This window comes from Ihubacter sp. rT4E-8 (genome assembly GCF_049852125.1).
GTDB lineage: Bacteria > Bacillota > Clostridia > Peptostreptococcales > Anaerovoracaceae > Senimuribacter.
This window is the reverse complement of sequence record NZ_CP187532.1, coordinates 829317-846947: the sequence shown is the minus strand read 5'-3', so window position 1 is coordinate 846947 and position 17631 is coordinate 829317. Positions and strand designations below refer to the sequence as shown.

The following is a 17631-nucleotide window of genomic DNA, read 5'->3' as shown; positions in this document are numbered from 1 at the left end:
AGCATTCTTTCATCAAAAAATTTCTGTTGAAACTATAACAAAAAAAACCTGTCGCACGATGACAGGTTTTCTTTCTTTTCATTAAAATCCGTTATAATATGCTCCATGATCGTGGCCAAAACCACCATCGTAATTGATAAATCCAAAAATAACAGATCCGATCACGGTCAAAATACAGATAGCCGCGATGACAACGCCGATGATAATCAACGCCTTTGCCCAAGTTGGAAACGGTTGTCTCCCTACAGCCTTACTCTCGTAGTTTTCTTTAAAATATGCCGCGCTGCCGGCTTCATCACCCTTTAACGGATAGTCTCTGCGAACTACCAGATAAATTACAAGCCCGATAAAGCTGGGAGCCAACGCCGCCACCAAAGCCCAAAGCACTGGACTGCAATCCACACGTTTATCAGCATCTCTGTAAACACATATGCCGATAATGAGCGGGAGGCCAACAGAAAACAATAGAATTACCGGTATCAACAAAACGAGAAATATACTTATACCGCTGAAAGCTAACATAATCTCTCTCCCTTCTCTGAAATTTTTTCAATCTCTTTTACAATCTTCGACCTAAGTATATCACATTTCTGTCCCCATGCATATGCTATTATTGAAACTTTCTCAGGTAAAATTTGAATCCGAGGTGATAACTATGCCCATGGACACGAGAGAGCTCTTTGCACGGCTGATACAGTGTGAAGCCGGCGGAGAAGGAACAGCAGGCATGCAGGGTGTCGCCACCGTCATTATGAATCGCGCTACCATTGACTATGGTGAATTTTCCCGCGTCAGCAACGGCGGTGATGTCCGCGCTATCATTCAGCAGCAAGGACAATTCGTCTGTATGCGTGAAAGTATAGGAGGCCGATACAACAGTCAAAACGTATATAATATGACCCCTACAGACGAACATTTTGCAATCGTCGACTGGGCAATGGCAGGCGGCAGACTCATCGGCGTAGATGAATCATTATTTTTCCATAATCCATACAGTTCGACATGTCCAACCTATTTCCCTACAAACGTAGGCGTTATCCATAACCGAATCGGTGATCACTGTTTCTATCTGCCTACATCATATTACGCCCAAACCTAAAACATGAATATTCATAAAGAGAGGTAAATAAAATGATCTCATGTGATGCAAAAAACGGGTGCGGCACCGTATCCCTGAACAATCCGAACTTCATGACGATGGCCAGCAACAGACCGGCCCAGACACTTTCCTACTCGCAGATGACCAACTGCACATCTCATCAGCAGGAGGCAGCGCAAGCGCCCACTTTTCAATCCATGACAGGAAGCGGCCAGCTGGCGTGGATGGGCGGCCCTTCAGAAAATTCTAATCAACCTACATTAACTGGTCAAATAGCAGCCACTACTCCGATGCCCGGAGCAGCTACCGCAGCACAAAACGATATGGAAATGATTCCTGGTCAACCTGATCCTCCTATGGCTGCCACACGGGGCGGAAGTACCGTTGTTCCTGAAGGCGTCCTTCCTGAATCTCCTAAAATCAAGGTTCCGGCAAATCCGCTTCTGCCGCCAGGCTATCAGGAATTTATCGATTACGAAAATCTTCAGTATTTAAATGGTTTTCTCAGAACACAGATTGGCCGTTATATGAGAATAGAACAGCTCATTGGATCTTCCACCATTGAGGATCGTTACGGCTTCCTTCTGGGAGTCGGAATCAACTACATTCTGCTCCAAGAGTTGGGTACAGGCAACGTCCTTACACTGGACTACTATAGCATTAAGTCTCTTTACATCTTCTATTCTCAGCCTGCTCTGCCGGAAAATCCCGCCCTGCAGTACAGCCGCTAATACCAAAATTGTTGCAAAACACCGTCTCACCGATATCAGGTACAGACGGTGTTTTGCGTTTGTACCATAACGAAAATTTGGAAAATTCCAGTTGTTTTTTATTCCATAAAAGATTATAATATTGGTAGAAACAAAACTAAGAAAGAAAGGATAATTCATATGAAAAAAACAAAATTTCTCAGTTTAGCTCTAACCCTCGCGTTAGTATTTACTACTGTGTTCGCAGGCGCGGAAAGTATCTTTGCAGAAACAACTTTCCACGCATTGAGCAGTACAATTACCGCTTTAGATGATACGGCAGGCGCTCCTGGCTCTGAGACCAATCCTGTTGCTGCTGTTAACGCCAACAGCAAAGAAGAAGCTAAAGCTTGGTCTGTCGCATACTCATCAAGCAATCCGATGGTTGCAGCAGTCAGCATTCCAAAAGCGGGAACCTTCGAGTTTAATCTCATGACTACTGCCTACACAAGAGTATATCTGTTCGATTCACTTGAAGCCACCGATCCTGTAGCTTATCAGGATATTGCGCCTTCCACCACTGAAGCAACTACCTTCTATGCTAAAGCAAAGAAAGCCGGTACCTATTATCTCGGATTTGATACAAACAGCGCTTCTGAAGTAGAAGGGGCATTTAATGTCTATTATGCACCGGCAGCTAATGCAACGCCGACAAAGGGAAAAACCTATCATGCCGCAAGTCTGAGCAGCACTAAATTTTATTACTATAAGGTAACTATGGCGAAAACAGGCTACCTGACCATTGATTTTCCTTGGGGTGAAAATGGAGATTCTTCCTCTTATTCAGTAAAGCTGATGAACGCTAAGAAATCCAAGAATTTGTTCAAAGGCGTCAACAAAGTCGACTACAACAAGGGATTCGTTACCTATGCCGGCCTGCCAAAAGGCACTTACTACGTTGCAGTAAAAACGACCGATTCTATGTACGGAATCAACCTTAAAGCTACTTATCCGAAAGAAAACAGCGGAAGCAGTAAGGCAAAGGCAAAAACCTTATTGAAAGGCAGCACTAAGAAAGGCGTCATCACTGCCACACAGTCCTCCAGCTCCGGCGACTGGTATAAAATCAAAGTAAGCAGCAAGCAGAAGGTATATATCGCTACAGACACCAAAACCGGCGGTTACTCCGGCGGAATTCGCGTATCCATTTATGATTCATCCAAAAGGTTTGGATACGGAGACTATTACTACGGAAGTCCTGCTGGTACACTGAGTCCATATACCACCATAAACGGATACGAGGGAAATAAAGTTCTCTATCCTGGAACCTATTGGATTAAAGTTCAGAAATACGGCTCTGGCAGCGGCTATTATACACTGCAGTGGAAATAATTAACGTTTTCCACTTGTTAATATGAGGAACAAAATTATGAGAAAATCAAAGCTTTTAAGCATTTTGCTTTCTATGACCCTGGTCATAACCACAGTGCTGGCAGGCACAGGAAATATCTTCGCAGGCAGCATAACCAGCGGAACATCTGCACCGACCTCCATCGAAGTACAGGATATCAACAAGGTTACCGAAGATACAACTATAAGGTATACCGCGAAAGTAACTACCGGCTCAGATAACACAGCTATCATTCCGATAACTGTAGCCAAAGCGGGTACGATTGCTGTTCCTATGGAGGGATTTGAGGTTGGTAAAGGCGTTACTGCCAGCATCCATTCTACATCCGCGGCAACCAATGGCGATAGAATCGGCGGTACAAAGTACATCAGCAGTTCTAATATGAACGGTACGCTCTATGTAAAGGTAGCAAAAGCCGGTACATATTACCTGAAATTTGAGACAGCCTCCTATAGCGCCGGTACACCGCAGTCCGTTGATTTTAACGTTTTACTGTATCCGGCCGGCGGTACTTTAACCAAAGGAAAAATTTTCCGCGGTTCATCACCTGACGGCAGCGATAAGGTATCCTACTACAAAGTAACTGTTCCTGGAAACGGCTACTTAACCGTCAGCTTCTTAGAAAGCGATTCCTCTTATCCTTCTTACAGCATTAAACTGGCTAATTCAAAGAAAAATTTCCTGTTTCCGAATTTTGAATACATATCTTCCAGCAAAGGATATAAGACCAGAATCGGCGTAAAGAAGGGAACTTACTACATCGCTGTAAAAAATTCTGATAAAGCTTACGGCATGAAGGTATCCTATACCAGCGTAAAAGAGAACAGCGGAACGACAAAGGGCAAGGCGAAGTCAATCTATAAAGGCAACACAAAGAAGGGCATCATCAATGCTTCACAGAGTTCCACCTCCGGCGACTGGTACAAGTTCAAGATCACTAAGAGCCAGTATGTCAAATTTAATATCGATGTAATGGGTAATAGCGGCGGCGGCTCCGGCGGATTGAAATTCTCGTTCTATCAGGCGGGTAAGAACTATGCTGCTTTCACCAAGAACCTCTATGGAGACGCATCCGCTGATATTCAGCTATACACTAGCGGATACGGAACGAAGCTTGCTCCTGGAACATATTACATCAAAGTACAGAAGTACAGCTACGGCAACGGCTATTACAAGATTAGATGGAAATAAAACGATATAGAATAATATCGCCTATAACATTAAAATCAAGATAAAAATAACGAGGGCTTCCATAATGGAGGCCTTCGCTATATATTTTGCAGCGAGTATGCACTCGCCTTTCAGGCGGCAACATACTCGCCGTTTCTGTAGGTACTCTCTTAGCAGCAGTTACAGAAAATGATCACCAGTAACAAGAAGAAGAACAACAAACTGGTATCGATTCCACATTCACCGCGGCCACCGAAAAATCCACAATTATTTGACATAGTATTCACCTGCTTCTTTCATAATTTTACTTTAGCATATGAAAAAACAGGGCGAATGGTTACACCCTGCTGCAGTTTTTTCTATCTTTGAATATCTCCCCCGGAAAGAATATCGTCATATACTGCCCGACTGCCTCCAATAAATTTAGGACGAGTTCTGGCGCATACGACGTGGGCTTCTCCGATCTGCTTTACGGAAATCCGCACTGGCACAGCCACCTTTTTCAGGTGCATACCGATCAGCGTATCTCCGATATCCATACCGGCATCAGCCTGAATCGTTTCCACAGCTACAGGATGATCCCCGTTCTCATAGACCGTCATGGCAAAAGATCCGCCAGCGTGAAGCTGAGGCACTACATTGACAATCTCAGTTCCCGGTAACAGCGCCGCCTTCTCCACAATGACAGCCCTGTTCAAATGCTCGCAGCACTGTGCCGCTAAATAGATGCCCTTCTCTTTTAAAATAGGATAAACAGCCTCATAGACCGCCTTGGCGGCATCTACGTCAGAGCCTTTACCGATTCGAGCTCCTTTGATCTCACTGGAAGAACATCCAATGAGAAAAATATCTCCGGAAGATAGTTTTGCCACTTCCAACAATTCCTTCACAGCCGTTGCTGCCTGCGCTTTGATTTCTTCATATGTCATCTTTTATCACCCTCTTAACAGATAATTTAAATATCGTAATTATACGTTCCAACTGGAAAGATAATCCCTTTGCTCCTCGGTCAGCGAGTCAATCTCAATGCCCCAGGCAGCCAGCTTCCGTCTGGCCACTAAATCGTCTATCTCTCCGCTGACGTCAATAACCGCCTTACGCAACTTCCGATAGTTTTCCTTAATATACATAGCGGAAAGAGCCTGTACTGCAAAGCTCATATCCATGATCTCTGCCGGATGACCGTCTGCCGCGGCAATGTTAACCAGACGCCCCTCTCCGATAACGTTGATCCATCTGCCGTTTTTCAACTTATATCCTGTGATATTTTTTCTCATTTCCTTTTTCTCCACAGATGCAGCTTCCAGACCAGCCATATCAACCTCACAGTCAAAGTGCCCTGCATTGGTCAAAATAGCGCGGTCCTTCATCGACAGCATGTGTTCCACCGTAATCGTCTTGCAGCAGCCTGTAGCCGATACAAAGATATCTCCCTTCGGCGCTGCCTGCGACATGGTCATCACATCAAATCCATCCATGCGGGCTTCAATCGCCTTTACCGGATTGATTTCCGTAACGATCACTCTTGCTCCCAGAGAAGACGCACGCATAGCAATACCTCTGCTACACCACCCGTAGCCTACGACTACCACAGTCTTCGACGCAACGATTAAATTTGTGTTGCGCATAATGCTATCCCACACGGATTGTCCTGTGCCATAACGATTATCAAAGAGATGTTTGCAGTCAGCATCATTTACCGCAACCATTGGGAACTTCAGAATGCCTTCCCGTTCCATCGCTTTCAATCGAATCACGCCAGTCGTCGTTTCCTCACAGCCGCCCCAGACGTCCTCTGCCAGATCAGGCCGCTTTGTATGTAGCATACCCACCAGATCTCCGCCATCATCAATAATAATGTTCGGTTTATGCTCCAGACACATTTCGATATGCCTATCGTATTCCTCAGCCGTTGCCCCATGATAGGCAAACACCGACAGGCCGCTGTCCGCCAACGCCGCCGCTACATCATCCTGCGTGGACAGAACATTACTCCCTGTAACCGACATTTGCGCGCCGCCAGCCGCTAATACCAGACATAAATATGCCGTTTTCGCCTCTAAATGAACAGACAACGAAATTTTAACTCCCTCAAATGGACGGCTTTCGCGAAATTCCGCTTCCAATCCCGCCAACAGCGGCATGTTGTTCTTAACCCATTCGATCTTTTGATGACCGGATGGCGCCAGAGAAATATCCCTGATTTCATACTTTTGTGACATCGTATATCCTCATCTTTCGTATTGATCAAAAGGCGTCCGTCCGGCGCAAGCCGCTCCGTCAAACGCAACGACAGTAAATGCTCTTTCTTAAAACCAGAGATCCGCGGCCTGTGTAAAGCTATCCGTAATATCCACATGACCCATCAAGGTTTCCGCCGGTTCTCCATCTACGGTAAAAAACACAGATTCCACCTCGTCAAAGGATCTGGTCAACGTCTCCACAATCTGTGCAATAAGCAATCGCTCCTCCATCTCCGTTCCCACGAGATTTCTACTGGAAAAATCGACCACGACGTTGCCTTCACTCTCCTTAATGTGATTAATTCTATAATCATTCTTAAAAGCAGTTACAGCCCCTTCTGTCTCCGGCATTTTTCGTTGCTGCAGCAGTTTCACTGCCGCCATATATAGTTCTGCTCTGCCGGAACCGGCTGCCTCAGTTTCTACCTCCATGATAATCTCGCCCTTACCTGTATCCATAAACAGTTGGTTGATAAAAACCGCAATAACCCGCTGCTTCGCTGTGTATCCTGTTAAAGCCATAAATAAGGTAATCGCAACTAAAAGCAAGAACACCTTGAAAAAGCTATGCTTCATATCCTACTCCTATTCTACAGTAACACTTTTAGCCAGATTTCTAGGCTTATCGATATCTTCTTCTCTTTCTCTGGCAACATAATATGCAAACAGCTGCAGCGGAATCACCGTCAACAGCGGCGACACCTCATCAGCGCACTGCGGGATATAAATAACCTCTGTGCTCTCCTGCTGAATGCGGGTATTCCCTTCCTTTGCAATAGAAACCACATGGGCCATCCGCGCTTTAACCTCTACAATATTGGAGAACATCTTATCGAATAAGAAATCCTGTGTGGCTAAAGCGACAACGATCGTTTCAGGCTCCATCAAAGCGATCGTTCCATGCTTCAGTTCCCCTGCCGCAATAGCAAAGGAATTGATATAAGAAACCTCTTTCAATTTCAGAGACCCTTCATAAGCAACCGCCGAATCCATTCCTCTGCCGATAAAGAAAACCTGATCTCTGTTATAGAGATACCTTGCCAGATTTTCGATCTCGCCGGCGCCCTCAATAATGGCCTGCACTTTATCCGGAATAGCTATCAACTCATTCAATATATAGTTATAATAGCTTTCCGTAATCGTTCCTCTCAAATCGCCCATATACAACGCGATCAAATACATGCAGATCAGCTGCGTCGTATATGCTTTTGTAGAAGCGACAGCAATCTCCGGTCCTGCCCATGTATAGAACACATCATCCGACTCTCTGGCTACAGAGCTGCCTACCACATTGACAACAGACAAAACCCTTGCGCCCTTCCGCTTTGCTTCTCGCAGCGCCGCTAAGGTATCTAAAGTCTCACCCGACTGACTGATAGCGATAAACAGCGTCTTTTCGTCTACAAAAGGATCTCTGTAGCGGAATTCCGATGCAACATCTACTTCTACCGGTATTCTAGCCATTTTCTCAATAGCGTACTTTCCCACCATCCCTGCATGATATGCCGTACCGCAGGCTACGATATAAATCTTATTAAACTTCTGTAAATCTTCCAGCGTCAGAGAAATGCCGTCCAGCTTTACTTTTCCGTCTTCCGATAATCTTCTGGTCAAAGTCTCGCGAATTGCCTTAGGCTGTTCATGAATTTCCTTCAGCATGAAATGCTCATAGCCTTCCTTTTCCGCGTCCTCCATACTCCAGGTTACCTGCAATACATCTCTCTTTACCGGATTTTTATTCTGATCTAAAATCCGAATATGCTCCGGCGTACAGATAACCAGCTCACCGTTTTCGATGAGATAAATCTTGTTCAAATACTTCAGCAAAGCGGGAATATCCGAAGCCACGAAATTGCACCCTGAGCCCAGACCTGCAATCAACGGCGCGTCTTTCCGAAAGGCTACAATTTTTCCCGGTTCATCCTTGGATACCGCGACAAAAGCGTATGCGCCTTTCATACGTTTTACAGCCTCCAGTACCGCGTCTTCCAGGCATCCTTTATTTAAAACACCCAGAAGGTGCGCGATAACCTCAGAATCCGTTTCCGTCCGGAAGGCTATACCGTGTTCTGTCGCCAGCCATTCCTTTAGCTCCATATAATTCTCTACAATACCGTTATGAACGATAGCTATACTCTGATCGCCATTCACATGGGGATGGGCATTGCCGTCAGACGGCGCGCCATGCGTTGCCCAACGAGTGTGGCCGATTCCGGTGGTTGCCCGCAATTTTTCTCCGGCAATAGCCTCCTCCAAATTAGCAATCTTTCCTTTTTTCTTCCGGACAATCAATTCACCATTGTTGACCAGAGCGATTCCTGCTGAGTCGTATCCTCTATATTCCAATTTTTTCAATCCGTCAATGACGATATCCTTTGCATTGTCATGACCAACATATCCTACAATTCCACACATATTTATGCCTTCCTATCTTTCAACTTAGCCAAACTTTTTACTAATCAGGTCAGCCAACTCCTGAGCCAGCTGATGAATTCTTTCAATATCGCTGCCTTCAATCATAACGCGTACCAACGGTTCCGTACCGGATGGGCGAATCAGCACTCTTCCACTTCCCGCAGTTTCCTCCTCGATAGCCCTGATGGCTGTCTGAACCTCCTCATCGTCTTTATAAGCGTTTTTCTTATCATTTGCTACGGAAGCATTCACTAATACCTGCGGAAATATCTCGATCTCAGCTGACAACTCTGAAGGTTTTTTGCCGGAAGCTTTCACAGCTTTAACAAACTGCAGTGAAGACAGTGTACCATCACCTGTAGTAGTATAATTTAAAAAGATAATATGTCCGGATTGTTCTCCACCGATAACACATCCAGTCTTTCGCATAGATTCTAATACATAGCGATCGCCTACACCTGTTACCTCTACCTCCGCGCCCAATATTTCCTTCACATATTTATGGAAGCCAATATTACTCATTACAGTAGCCGTCACCTTGTTTTCAGCCAATTGTCCGGCGTCCTTCAACATTTTAGCACAGATGCAGATGGTTTTGTCGCCATCGATGATCAATCCCTTCTCATCCACAACGATAAGTCTGTCAGCATCACCGTCATAAGCGAGACCCAAGTCCGCCTTTTCCTCTACGACCTTTTGCTGCAGCTTTTCTGGATGTGTGGATCCTATATGATCATTGATATTCAAACCATCCGGATCACAGCCGATGGTAATCACTTCTGCGCCTAAATCACGATACACTGCCGGCGCAGTGCGGTAAGACGCTCCATTAGCACAATCCAGAACAATTTTCATTCCTTCCAGGCGAATATCAATGGTAGAAAGCAAAAATTTACAGTAAATATCCGCTGCTTCGCCTTCTGCATCCAGACACCTTCCTAATTTCTCACCAGTCATATGACTGTTGGGATCGATCCCTCTCATGATCATATCCTCAATCCGTTCTTCCAGATCATCGTCCAGTTTATAGCCATCACCGCTGAAAAATTTAATCCCGTTATATTCGAACGGATTATGAGATGCTGAAATGACAATACCAGCGTCAGCATTATAGTATTTCACCAGATAGGCGACAGCCGGCGTCGGAATAACGCCTACCTTAATCACATTGCCTCCTACAGCTAAAATACCGGCTGTCAAAGCATTCTCCAACATATCGCCTGATATCCGGGTATCCTTGCCGATGACGATAACCGGCCTCTGATTCTCTTTACTTAAAGCAAAAGCGCCTGCTTTTCCCAGATTAAAAGCGAGCTCGGGAGTCAATTCAGCGTTAGCTATGCCCCTGACTCCATCTGTACCAAATAATCTTCCCATATTAACCTCTATTCTATCGTAACTTTTATATGATCTGGATTTATGCCCATAGAAACATAATTTCCATGACAGCTAACCTTAAGAATGACAGTATGAATTCCAACCTTCAGATCCTTTAAGTCAGCTGTCAGCTTAAATCCGTCGTCAACAATAGCGTCTAAATCTTCCTTCCGCCCTTTCAGAACAACTTCAATCTGAACTGGTTTTATTTCAGCCTTTTGATCTTCTCTCAGGCCCGTTAATTCTATATTTTTTTCATCAAAGGTGAAAGTCCTGCTTTCCAGCGGCGTGACCTTTACACGCATCACCAGATTATCCTGCGATCTGGAGGATATCTGTACATCCTCCGGTAAAATAGGCTGCAGATTAATCTGCGTATCCTTCGTTACATCGGATAAATCTACCTTCTCGGTTTCTATCGTATCGATGTTCGCCAAATCCTCACCTTTTCCCTTAATCGTGATCGTCTTCGGCGCTGACAAAATCTTCGGCACATCCTCATTTTGTGAATCCTCAATCGGTACGATCAACGGTACTGTTTTAATCATAGCCAACTGCGCGCTGACCTGAATCGTCTTAGCTGACAGAGATACTCTGTTCACAATCTCTCCTTCACCGTCAACCGGATTCAAAGCACAGGTTACGGTGTTCAACTGTTCCTTTACTTTACCGCTTTCTACCAACGCCTCTACATACTCTACGCTTTCCACCAACGAAGCCGCTCCTGTGACTACTGTAGAAGTTCTGCTCATATCCACAATAATAGGTTCTTCATCTTCTCCAAAATTCCCCTGATAATTTACCTGAATATCCACCTCTCTGGATATTCTGTCTTCAATCATTACAGTCAATTTGTTCAGGCTCTTATCTTCGATCTCAACATTATCAGGCACTCTGAGATTGATCTTTAGCTGACTTTCGCCCTTGGCAGCTTCCGCAAGATTTACAGATGCAAAGATATCCCTGTCCTCAATCTGATTGATATTGGCTCTTGCTCCTGTCAATGTCACATTGATCGTTTCCGCGCTGACGGAAAGCAGCGCCAGATCGTTATCTTCCAAAGTCTGTTCACCCACCAACACGATAGGAATATCACGAAAGGTTCTGGTATCCGTAGGATTTGTCTCACCGATAACATATGCCCATAAACAGATTGCTATGATCAGAGAGAGAATGATATTGAATCTTTTATTTGCCAGCATCCTTCTTCCTCCCTAATTCAAATTTTTCGAGAATCCTGCTGAATTTAAAAGAATCGTCATCTCTACCTGTCAAATACAGATTCAGCAGTGTCTTCTCCACTGTTTTCGTATCCAGAAAACGAGTCAGTTTACCATCAATAGCCATAGAGATAATGCCTGTCTCCTCGCTGACTATGATAGAAATCGCGTCGGAGTTTTCTGTAATGCCTATGCCTGCTCTGTGTCTCGTACCCAAGCTCTTATTCAAATTCTTATTTCCTGTCAACGGCAATACGCACCCTGCCGCAAAAACCTTATCGCCTCGGATAATAACCGCGCCGTCATGAAGCGGCGCACCCTCATAGAAGATATTTCCTAACAGCTGCGCTGAAATATCCGCGTTAATTTCTGTTCCAGTCTCCGCAATATCAGACAAAGCCGTTTCACGCTCCAGTATGATCAGCGCGCCAGTTCTGGTGGCGGAAAAAGAGTCCACAGCCTTGACAAATTCATCTGTAACAGTTTTGGCCTTTTCCTTATCCAATTGTCCGAATGGCGCTTTTACTATCTTACTTCTTCCTACATACTCCAATCCTCTTCTCAATTCCGGTTGGAAAACGACAACCAGAGCAATAACGCCTAAAGTCATGGTTCCTCTCAATATCCAATTTAATGCGTACAAATTCAGGATATCTGACAGGAAGAAAGCCACGACCAAAACCAGCAGTCCTTTTACCAGCTGCTGGGCTCTTGATTCCCTTATAAATCCGAGTATCTTGTACACAATGAAGGATACGATCAGGATATCCAAAACATCGTTGATTCCGATACTCGAAATGATGTTGTTTAAAAATTTTTCCATTATTTTTCCCCTTTTACCAGTTACAAAATATTTTATCGTATATACTGCAAAATTTCAAGGGGATACCGCAAGATAAACTAAGAAAAACTGTTCTGAAATCTTCTTCTTTTTTACAAAAATGGGCCGCCCTCCCGGGCAGCCCTTCTGCTTTTAATATGTGGTTTCAAGAACGCCGTAATTGCCATCCTTTCTGATATATACAACATTTACGCTGTCTGTCTCCATATCCAGAAAAACAAAGAAATCATGCTGCAGCATCTCCATTTCCAGAATAGCTTCTTCAACAGTCATCGGAGTCAGTTCAAATTTCTTGGTTCTGACTACCTTGACCTCCTCAACTTCTTCTTCATAATCAGGCAAAATCTCGAACTTCAAAGCCTTATTATCGTTATAGCGTTTCTGAAGCTTTCCCTTGAATCTTGCCATCTGGCTGGATAATTTGTCTACAACCCTGTCAATGCCCTCGTATACATCACCTGCAACCTCCTCGGCTCTGAAAACAGCGCCCTTTGCATTGATCGTTGCTTCGATCTTGTCCTTGCCGCGTTCCTGTGATAATACTACATTTACAGTAATGTCATCTGAAAAGTACTTCCCCAGCTTGTCAAATTTCTTCTCCATCGTATCTTCTAAGTGCTGGTAGGTGTTAAAGTTTTTCCCTGTAATGTTTACCTTCATTTGATGACCTCCTTAGCCAATCCCTCCGCCAAAAGCTTCGGGGTATTTGTTTGTCTATAGTATACCATACTCTGAGGCAAAATCATACCTAAATCTTTCTTGCATACAAAATATTTTTTCAGACAGTCCCGCGTCCGCCCGGCTGACCTGGTCTTTGCCCCCACACTTGCCTTAACCGGGATTTTCCCGAGGACTTACATCTAAGCTGCGCCATGATCACTGCCGCCTTGCGGATCAGCTTACGTGGATCCCTTTGCCCGCAACTGGCTTGGATTTTCAACCACAGACCCAGGCAGACGCGGGACTGTCCGAAAAACTATTTTGCCGCGAAAGCCAAAAAAAACATCTCTGCTGGATCAGAGTTTTCCAAAGCCTGTTTACAGGCCATAGCTGTGCTGCCTGTAGTATAAAAATCATCGAAAAGCAGCACCCGTTTTCCTGCCAGTTTTCCAGCATCCTTCGGGTTTAAAATAAATTTCCCCTGTACGTTGTCCTTCCTCTCCTCCGGTGATAAACCCCGCATTGGTCTGGTTTCCTCTAAACGTATCAAAGCATGCTCCAGGCAGGGTCGCTTCGATATTCGTCCTAAGTAACGACCTATCAAAGCCGCCTGATTAAATCCCCTCTTTCGCTCTTTTTTGCAATACAGCGGCACCGGCACAATAACATCAAAATCTATCTCTGCCAAGGTCAATCGATCAGCACAGATCTTTGCAATTTCACGAGCGATCCAGGTTCTTCCGTTATACTTCAGTGAAAAGATTAAAGTTCTTTCATAAATTCCGTATTGAACGCACCGCAAGGTCCTCAGCCCGTTAATTTCCTTAACATCTGCGCCGTCCCACCGGAAGCGCTCCATACAATGATCGCAGAGACTATAGTTTCTCGTTTCATCAATCAAATTGCCACAGCAACAGCAATACAGAGATGGCGGATAAAGCAGATCCATGGCCTTTTCCACCGCAGCTGACGCAATTTTTAACACTCCTGCCATATCAAAAAGTCCCCTCCTCTGCTTCCATCAAAGACTGTAATCTATATTTCAATCCGGAATATCTCATTTTGATCCGGTTATTGTCAATCATAGCGTGCATTTTTCTCTCACTGCCAACTAAAACCACTACCTGCTTGCCCCTGGTTACTGCCGTATAAAGTAAATTTCGCGTAGCAAGTACCGGCGGAAACCATGAAACGGGCATGATTACAATAGGGAACTCACTGCCCTGGCTCTTATGTACAGTAACAGCATAGGCAAGCTCCAATTCGTCCAATTGGGAAAATTCATAGGTAACATATTTATCTTCATCAAAGATCACAGTCATCTGACCGGCGTCCTTATCAATTTTTTCCACGAAACCCACATCGCCGTTGAAGATGCCCTGACCTTCTGAAAAATCTCTGCGCTTTTTCCAGCCCATCTGATAATTGTTTTTTATCTGCATTACCTTATCATTCTCTCTGAAAACCCTATCTCCGAATTTTCTCTCCATCAGATCTTCTCTCGGTGGATTTAAGGCTTGCTGCAGCGCCTGATTCAAAGCCATACTGCCCAACGTCCCTTTGCGCACCGGCGTTAAAATTTGAATATCCCGTACCGGTACAATACCCTCATAGTACGCAGCCAATCGTTTCGTTACCAACTCTACTATTAGGTTTACCATCTGTACGTCATTGGCTCTTTCCATAAAGAAAAAATCCTTGTCCTTGCTATTAACAAAAGGATATTCCCCTCTATTGATTCGATGAGCGTTGACTACGATCATACTCTCTTCTGCCTGCCTGAATATTTCTTTGAGAATCACCGTGTGAACATACTCGCTTTCGATAATATCACGCAATACATTACCGGCGCCAACTGACGGCAGCTGATCATAATCTCCAACCATGATCAACCTTGTACCCGGCCGAATAGCTTCTGTAAGTCCCTGCATTAGCATCAAATCGATCATAGATGCCTCGTCCACGATGACAACATCATAAGATAGCGGATCTTCTTTCGTCTTGCCAAACCGCATAATGTCTTCACCCTCTGAGTAATAATATTCTAACAGACGGTGAACGGTACTGGCATAGTGTCCGCTAGTCTCTGTAATTCTCTTCGCGGCTCTCCCTGTGGGAGCGCAGATAGCCACTTTCAAGCCGCACTGTTCAAAAATATTGATAATGGTATTGATAATTGTAGTCTTTCCTGTTCCCGGTCCGCCGGTAATCACTGAAATTCCACTGGTTAGAGAGCTCTTAACGCCTGCCTCCTGCTGCTCAGAAAGTACGATCCCGGTTTCTCTCTCTGTCATACGGATGGAGCTGTCAATATCCACAGACAGGGATTTTAGAGACGCCCCGGAAATCGCCGCAAGATTACGGCAAACTCGCTGCTCTGCTAAATAGTACGGATACAGGTACACCACCGTTTCTCCCTTCAGGTTGTCCAGCTGCAGCTCCCCCTCAAATGCCATCTCCACAATGTTTTCAAAGATCAGCTGGCGCGTCACATCCAAAAGCTGCGCGACACGCTCACACAATTCCTCCTTCGGCATATACGTGCTGCCCTCTGCAGCATAATAACTCAGTCCATACTTTATTCCGCTTTTAATGCGAAATGTACTCTCCTTTTCAATTCCCATCCGCTCGGCAATAATATCAGCCTTTTTAAACCCGATACCGTAGACTTCTTCGACCAAACGATACGGATTTTCCTGAATTAGATCCACAGCAGCCGCGCCGTAAACCTTATATAATCGTAAAGCATATTCTGCTGAAACACCAAACTGCTGAAAAAACATAGATACACTGGCAAACTCTCTGTGCGCCGAATAAGATTCTATAATTTGCGCCGCCTTCTTAGGTCCTATCCCGCTGACATTTTCTAAACGCTCCGGCTCTTTTTCCAGCACGTCAAAGGTATTTTCTCCAAACTCCGCCACAATTGTCGCCGCCATCTTCGGACCTATACCTTTGATCGCACCAGAAGCAAGGAATCCTTCGATTCCTGCTTTACTCGTAGGCAATACTTCTTCAAATTCAGAGAAAGCAAACTGTTCGCCATAAACGGGATGAACCTTAAAAGCGCCGCGCAGGCGGTAGCTGCTTCCCTTCGCGCACGAAGGCAAACAGCCTACTACCGTGAACATTTCATCCTCCGTTTCCATAACGGCAATGGTGTATCCATTTTCTTCATTTTGGAATATAATCTCAGTTATACTGCCTTGTCTTTCTTCCATTTATCTCGCCCATTTAATATATCTGGTCTTTGCTGCGAATTTATTTCGAGCATATTTCCTGGCGGCTTTGAGAAGAACCTCTCTTTCGTTTTTAGCAGGCTCACGATGCACTACTGCAACCACCAGCTTCAGCAGTTCTTCAGCCTTCTCCGGCGAATCAGTAATACCCGCCGCAATGATATCGTTAGCGTCGATCACCAAATCCTCTACAAAAACAGGCTCGTTTTGTGCCATAATGGTCTTCATCTTATAGTTACGCGATTCAATTTTCAGCGATGGATGATCGAATACGATACGCTGCGCCTTTGACAGATTATGTACATATTCATAACGTTCTAATCCGTGCTCACAGAGATATCTCTTAAAGGACGGTTCGTCGTTGAGAAAATTAATCTTGATCACTTCTGTCATGGCGTCGTCTAAGTGCATTTTAGTCTTTGGATCAAATTGCATGCGTTTGATAGCCGCCAAACCCTTTTTCTCGGAAAGCGTTGCATACAAAAGCCCCAAACGTCTTGTTCTGACCGGTTTAGTCTTATCAATGCCTTTACAAAGAATTTTAAACGCGTTCATATCGCTCATGGACATTTTACCGGCGATTTCCTCTCCCAAAACTACCGCCATAAGACCGCTTTCCGCAAGCATAGAAAGGCCCTTTCCCGCATGTTCGCAGACCACAAGCAGTTCCAATTCATCACGGATCTCGGCAATATTGTAGTCTAACAAAAGTCTCCAATTCGATACAATCGCATCATAAATGTTCTGCTGCAGGTCGCAGTCCATCTCTGCGGCAAGCCGTACAGCCTCCATCATACAAATCGGCTTCTCTTGAAACAGCTTTGCAGGATCGCCGATAGCCCGGATCAGATGTTTTTTCAAATCCTCACGGCCTCCATACGGATCAAGAAAGCCTCTTTCCGGATTATCTGCTAAAGCGTTCACTGTAAACGCTCTCCCCGCAAGAAAGTCCTCTATCGATCCTTCCAGAGGATGAACGTCCAAAACTGAACCCTCAATAAAAGATTCTTCTGATTCGTCCTTAGGCTTCACTTCATAAGTAAAATCCATGCGCAAAAATTCCCCGTTCTTATCCTTTGCGCAAACACCGTCAGGCAGCAATTTCACCAAATCCTCCATCTTTGCTCTGGTATAAAGATCCCAATCCCAAACAATCTCTCCCCGTATCGCGTCTCTGACACAATCGCCGGCCGCATAGGTTTCAAATCCCGCTTTATCCAAAATTCGCAGCGCCGCAGATACGTCCTTATCAAATTTAATCACTTCG

16 protein-coding genes are annotated in these 17631 nt (G+C 44.8%); 4 read left to right on the top strand and 12 right to left on the bottom strand.

Going from position 1 to position 17631, the window contains the following annotated elements:
• Nucleotides 1-81 precede the first annotated feature (81 nt).
• A complete protein-coding gene (locus ACPW7J_RS04170) occupies nt 82-522 on the bottom strand; it encodes a hypothetical protein (RefSeq protein WP_202623895.1) in 441 nt (146 codons plus the stop codon).
• 139 nt (nt 523-661) lie between these two features.
• Between ACPW7J_RS04170 and ACPW7J_RS04165 the strand changes: the two genes are divergently transcribed.
• From ACPW7J_RS04165 to ACPW7J_RS04150, 4 genes are all read left to right on the top strand, one after another.
• Nucleotides 662-1099 (top strand): cell wall hydrolase, encoded by a 438-nt coding sequence (locus ACPW7J_RS04165; RefSeq protein WP_425756771.1) that lies wholly within the window; start codon nt 662-664, stop codon nt 1097-1099.
• A gap of 32 nt (nt 1100-1131) precedes the next feature.
• Nucleotides 1132-1830 (top strand): hypothetical protein, encoded by a 699-nt coding sequence (locus tag ACPW7J_RS04160; RefSeq protein ID WP_425756769.1) that lies wholly within the window; start codon nt 1132-1134, stop codon nt 1828-1830.
• Between the two features lie 159 nt (nt 1831-1989).
• On the top strand, nt 1990-3180 hold the full coding sequence (locus ACPW7J_RS04155) for a hypothetical protein (RefSeq protein ID WP_425756767.1): 1191 nt from the start codon (nt 1990-1992) through the stop codon (nt 3178-3180).
• Between the two features lie 37 nt (nt 3181-3217).
• Entirely contained in the window at nt 3218-4390 is a 1173-nt protein-coding gene (locus ACPW7J_RS04150) for a hypothetical protein (protein WP_425756765.1), read from the top strand.
• A gap of 338 nt (nt 4391-4728) precedes the next feature.
• Here the strand turns inward: ACPW7J_RS04150 and ACPW7J_RS04145 are convergent, their stop codons facing one another.
• The 11 genes from ACPW7J_RS04145 to ACPW7J_RS04095 form a co-directional block, all read right to left on the bottom strand.
• Complete coding sequence (locus ACPW7J_RS04145; protein WP_425756763.1) at nt 4729-5298, bottom strand: TIGR01440 family protein; 570 nt, start codon at nt 5296-5298, stop codon at nt 4729-4731.
• A gap of 39 nt (nt 5299-5337) precedes the next feature.
• Nucleotides 5338-6591 (bottom strand): adenosylhomocysteinase, encoded by a 1254-nt coding sequence (locus tag ACPW7J_RS04140; RefSeq protein ID WP_425756762.1) that lies wholly within the window; start codon nt 6589-6591, stop codon nt 5338-5340.
• An 87-nt stretch (nt 6592-6678) separates the two neighbouring features.
• A complete protein-coding gene (locus ACPW7J_RS04135; protein ID WP_161873696.1) occupies nt 6679-7188 on the bottom strand; it encodes a GerMN domain-containing protein in 510 nt (169 codons plus the stop codon).
• Nucleotides 7189-7197: 9 nt separating this feature from the next.
• Entirely contained in the window at nt 7198-9027 is a 1830-nt protein-coding gene (glmS, locus tag ACPW7J_RS04130) for a glutamine--fructose-6-phosphate transaminase (isomerizing) (RefSeq protein ID WP_161873695.1), read from the bottom strand.
• Nucleotides 9028-9051: 24 nt separating this feature from the next.
• Nucleotides 9052-10404, bottom strand: coding sequence for a phosphoglucosamine mutase (glmM, locus tag ACPW7J_RS04125; protein WP_425756759.1), 1353 nt, complete (start codon nt 10402-10404; stop codon nt 9052-9054).
• Nucleotides 10405-10412: 8 nt separating this feature from the next.
• Nucleotides 10413-11606 carry a CdaR family protein gene (locus ACPW7J_RS04120; protein WP_425756757.1) on the bottom strand — a complete coding sequence of 398 codons (1194 nt, stop codon included), beginning with the start codon at nt 11604-11606 and terminating at the stop codon, nt 10413-10415.
• Nucleotides 11593-12447 carry a diadenylate cyclase CdaA gene (gene cdaA / locus ACPW7J_RS04115; RefSeq protein ID WP_161873692.1) on the bottom strand — a complete coding sequence of 285 codons (855 nt, stop codon included), beginning with the start codon at nt 12445-12447 and terminating at the stop codon, nt 11593-11595. Before cdaA ends, ACPW7J_RS04120 begins: the two co-directional genes overlap by 14 nt.
• Before the next feature lie 150 nt (nt 12448-12597).
• Nucleotides 12598-13125: a ribosome hibernation-promoting factor, HPF/YfiA family gene (gene hpf / locus ACPW7J_RS04110; RefSeq protein WP_161873691.1), complete on the bottom strand. Its 528-nt coding sequence runs from the start codon at nt 13123-13125 to the stop codon at nt 12598-12600.
• Between the two features lie 316 nt (nt 13126-13441).
• Nucleotides 13442-14119 carry a ComF family protein gene (locus tag ACPW7J_RS04105; protein WP_425756755.1) on the bottom strand — a complete coding sequence of 226 codons (678 nt, stop codon included), beginning with the start codon at nt 14117-14119 and terminating at the stop codon, nt 13442-13444.
• Nucleotide 14120: 1 nt separating this feature from the next.
• Entirely contained in the window at nt 14121-16346 is a 2226-nt protein-coding gene (gene recD2, locus ACPW7J_RS04100) for an SF1B family DNA helicase RecD2 (protein WP_161873689.1), read from the bottom strand.
• Nucleotides 16347-17627 carry a hypothetical protein gene (locus ACPW7J_RS04095; RefSeq protein ID WP_425756752.1) on the bottom strand — a complete coding sequence of 427 codons (1281 nt, stop codon included), beginning with the start codon at nt 17625-17627 and terminating at the stop codon, nt 16347-16349.
• Nucleotides 17628-17631 lie beyond the last annotated feature (4 nt).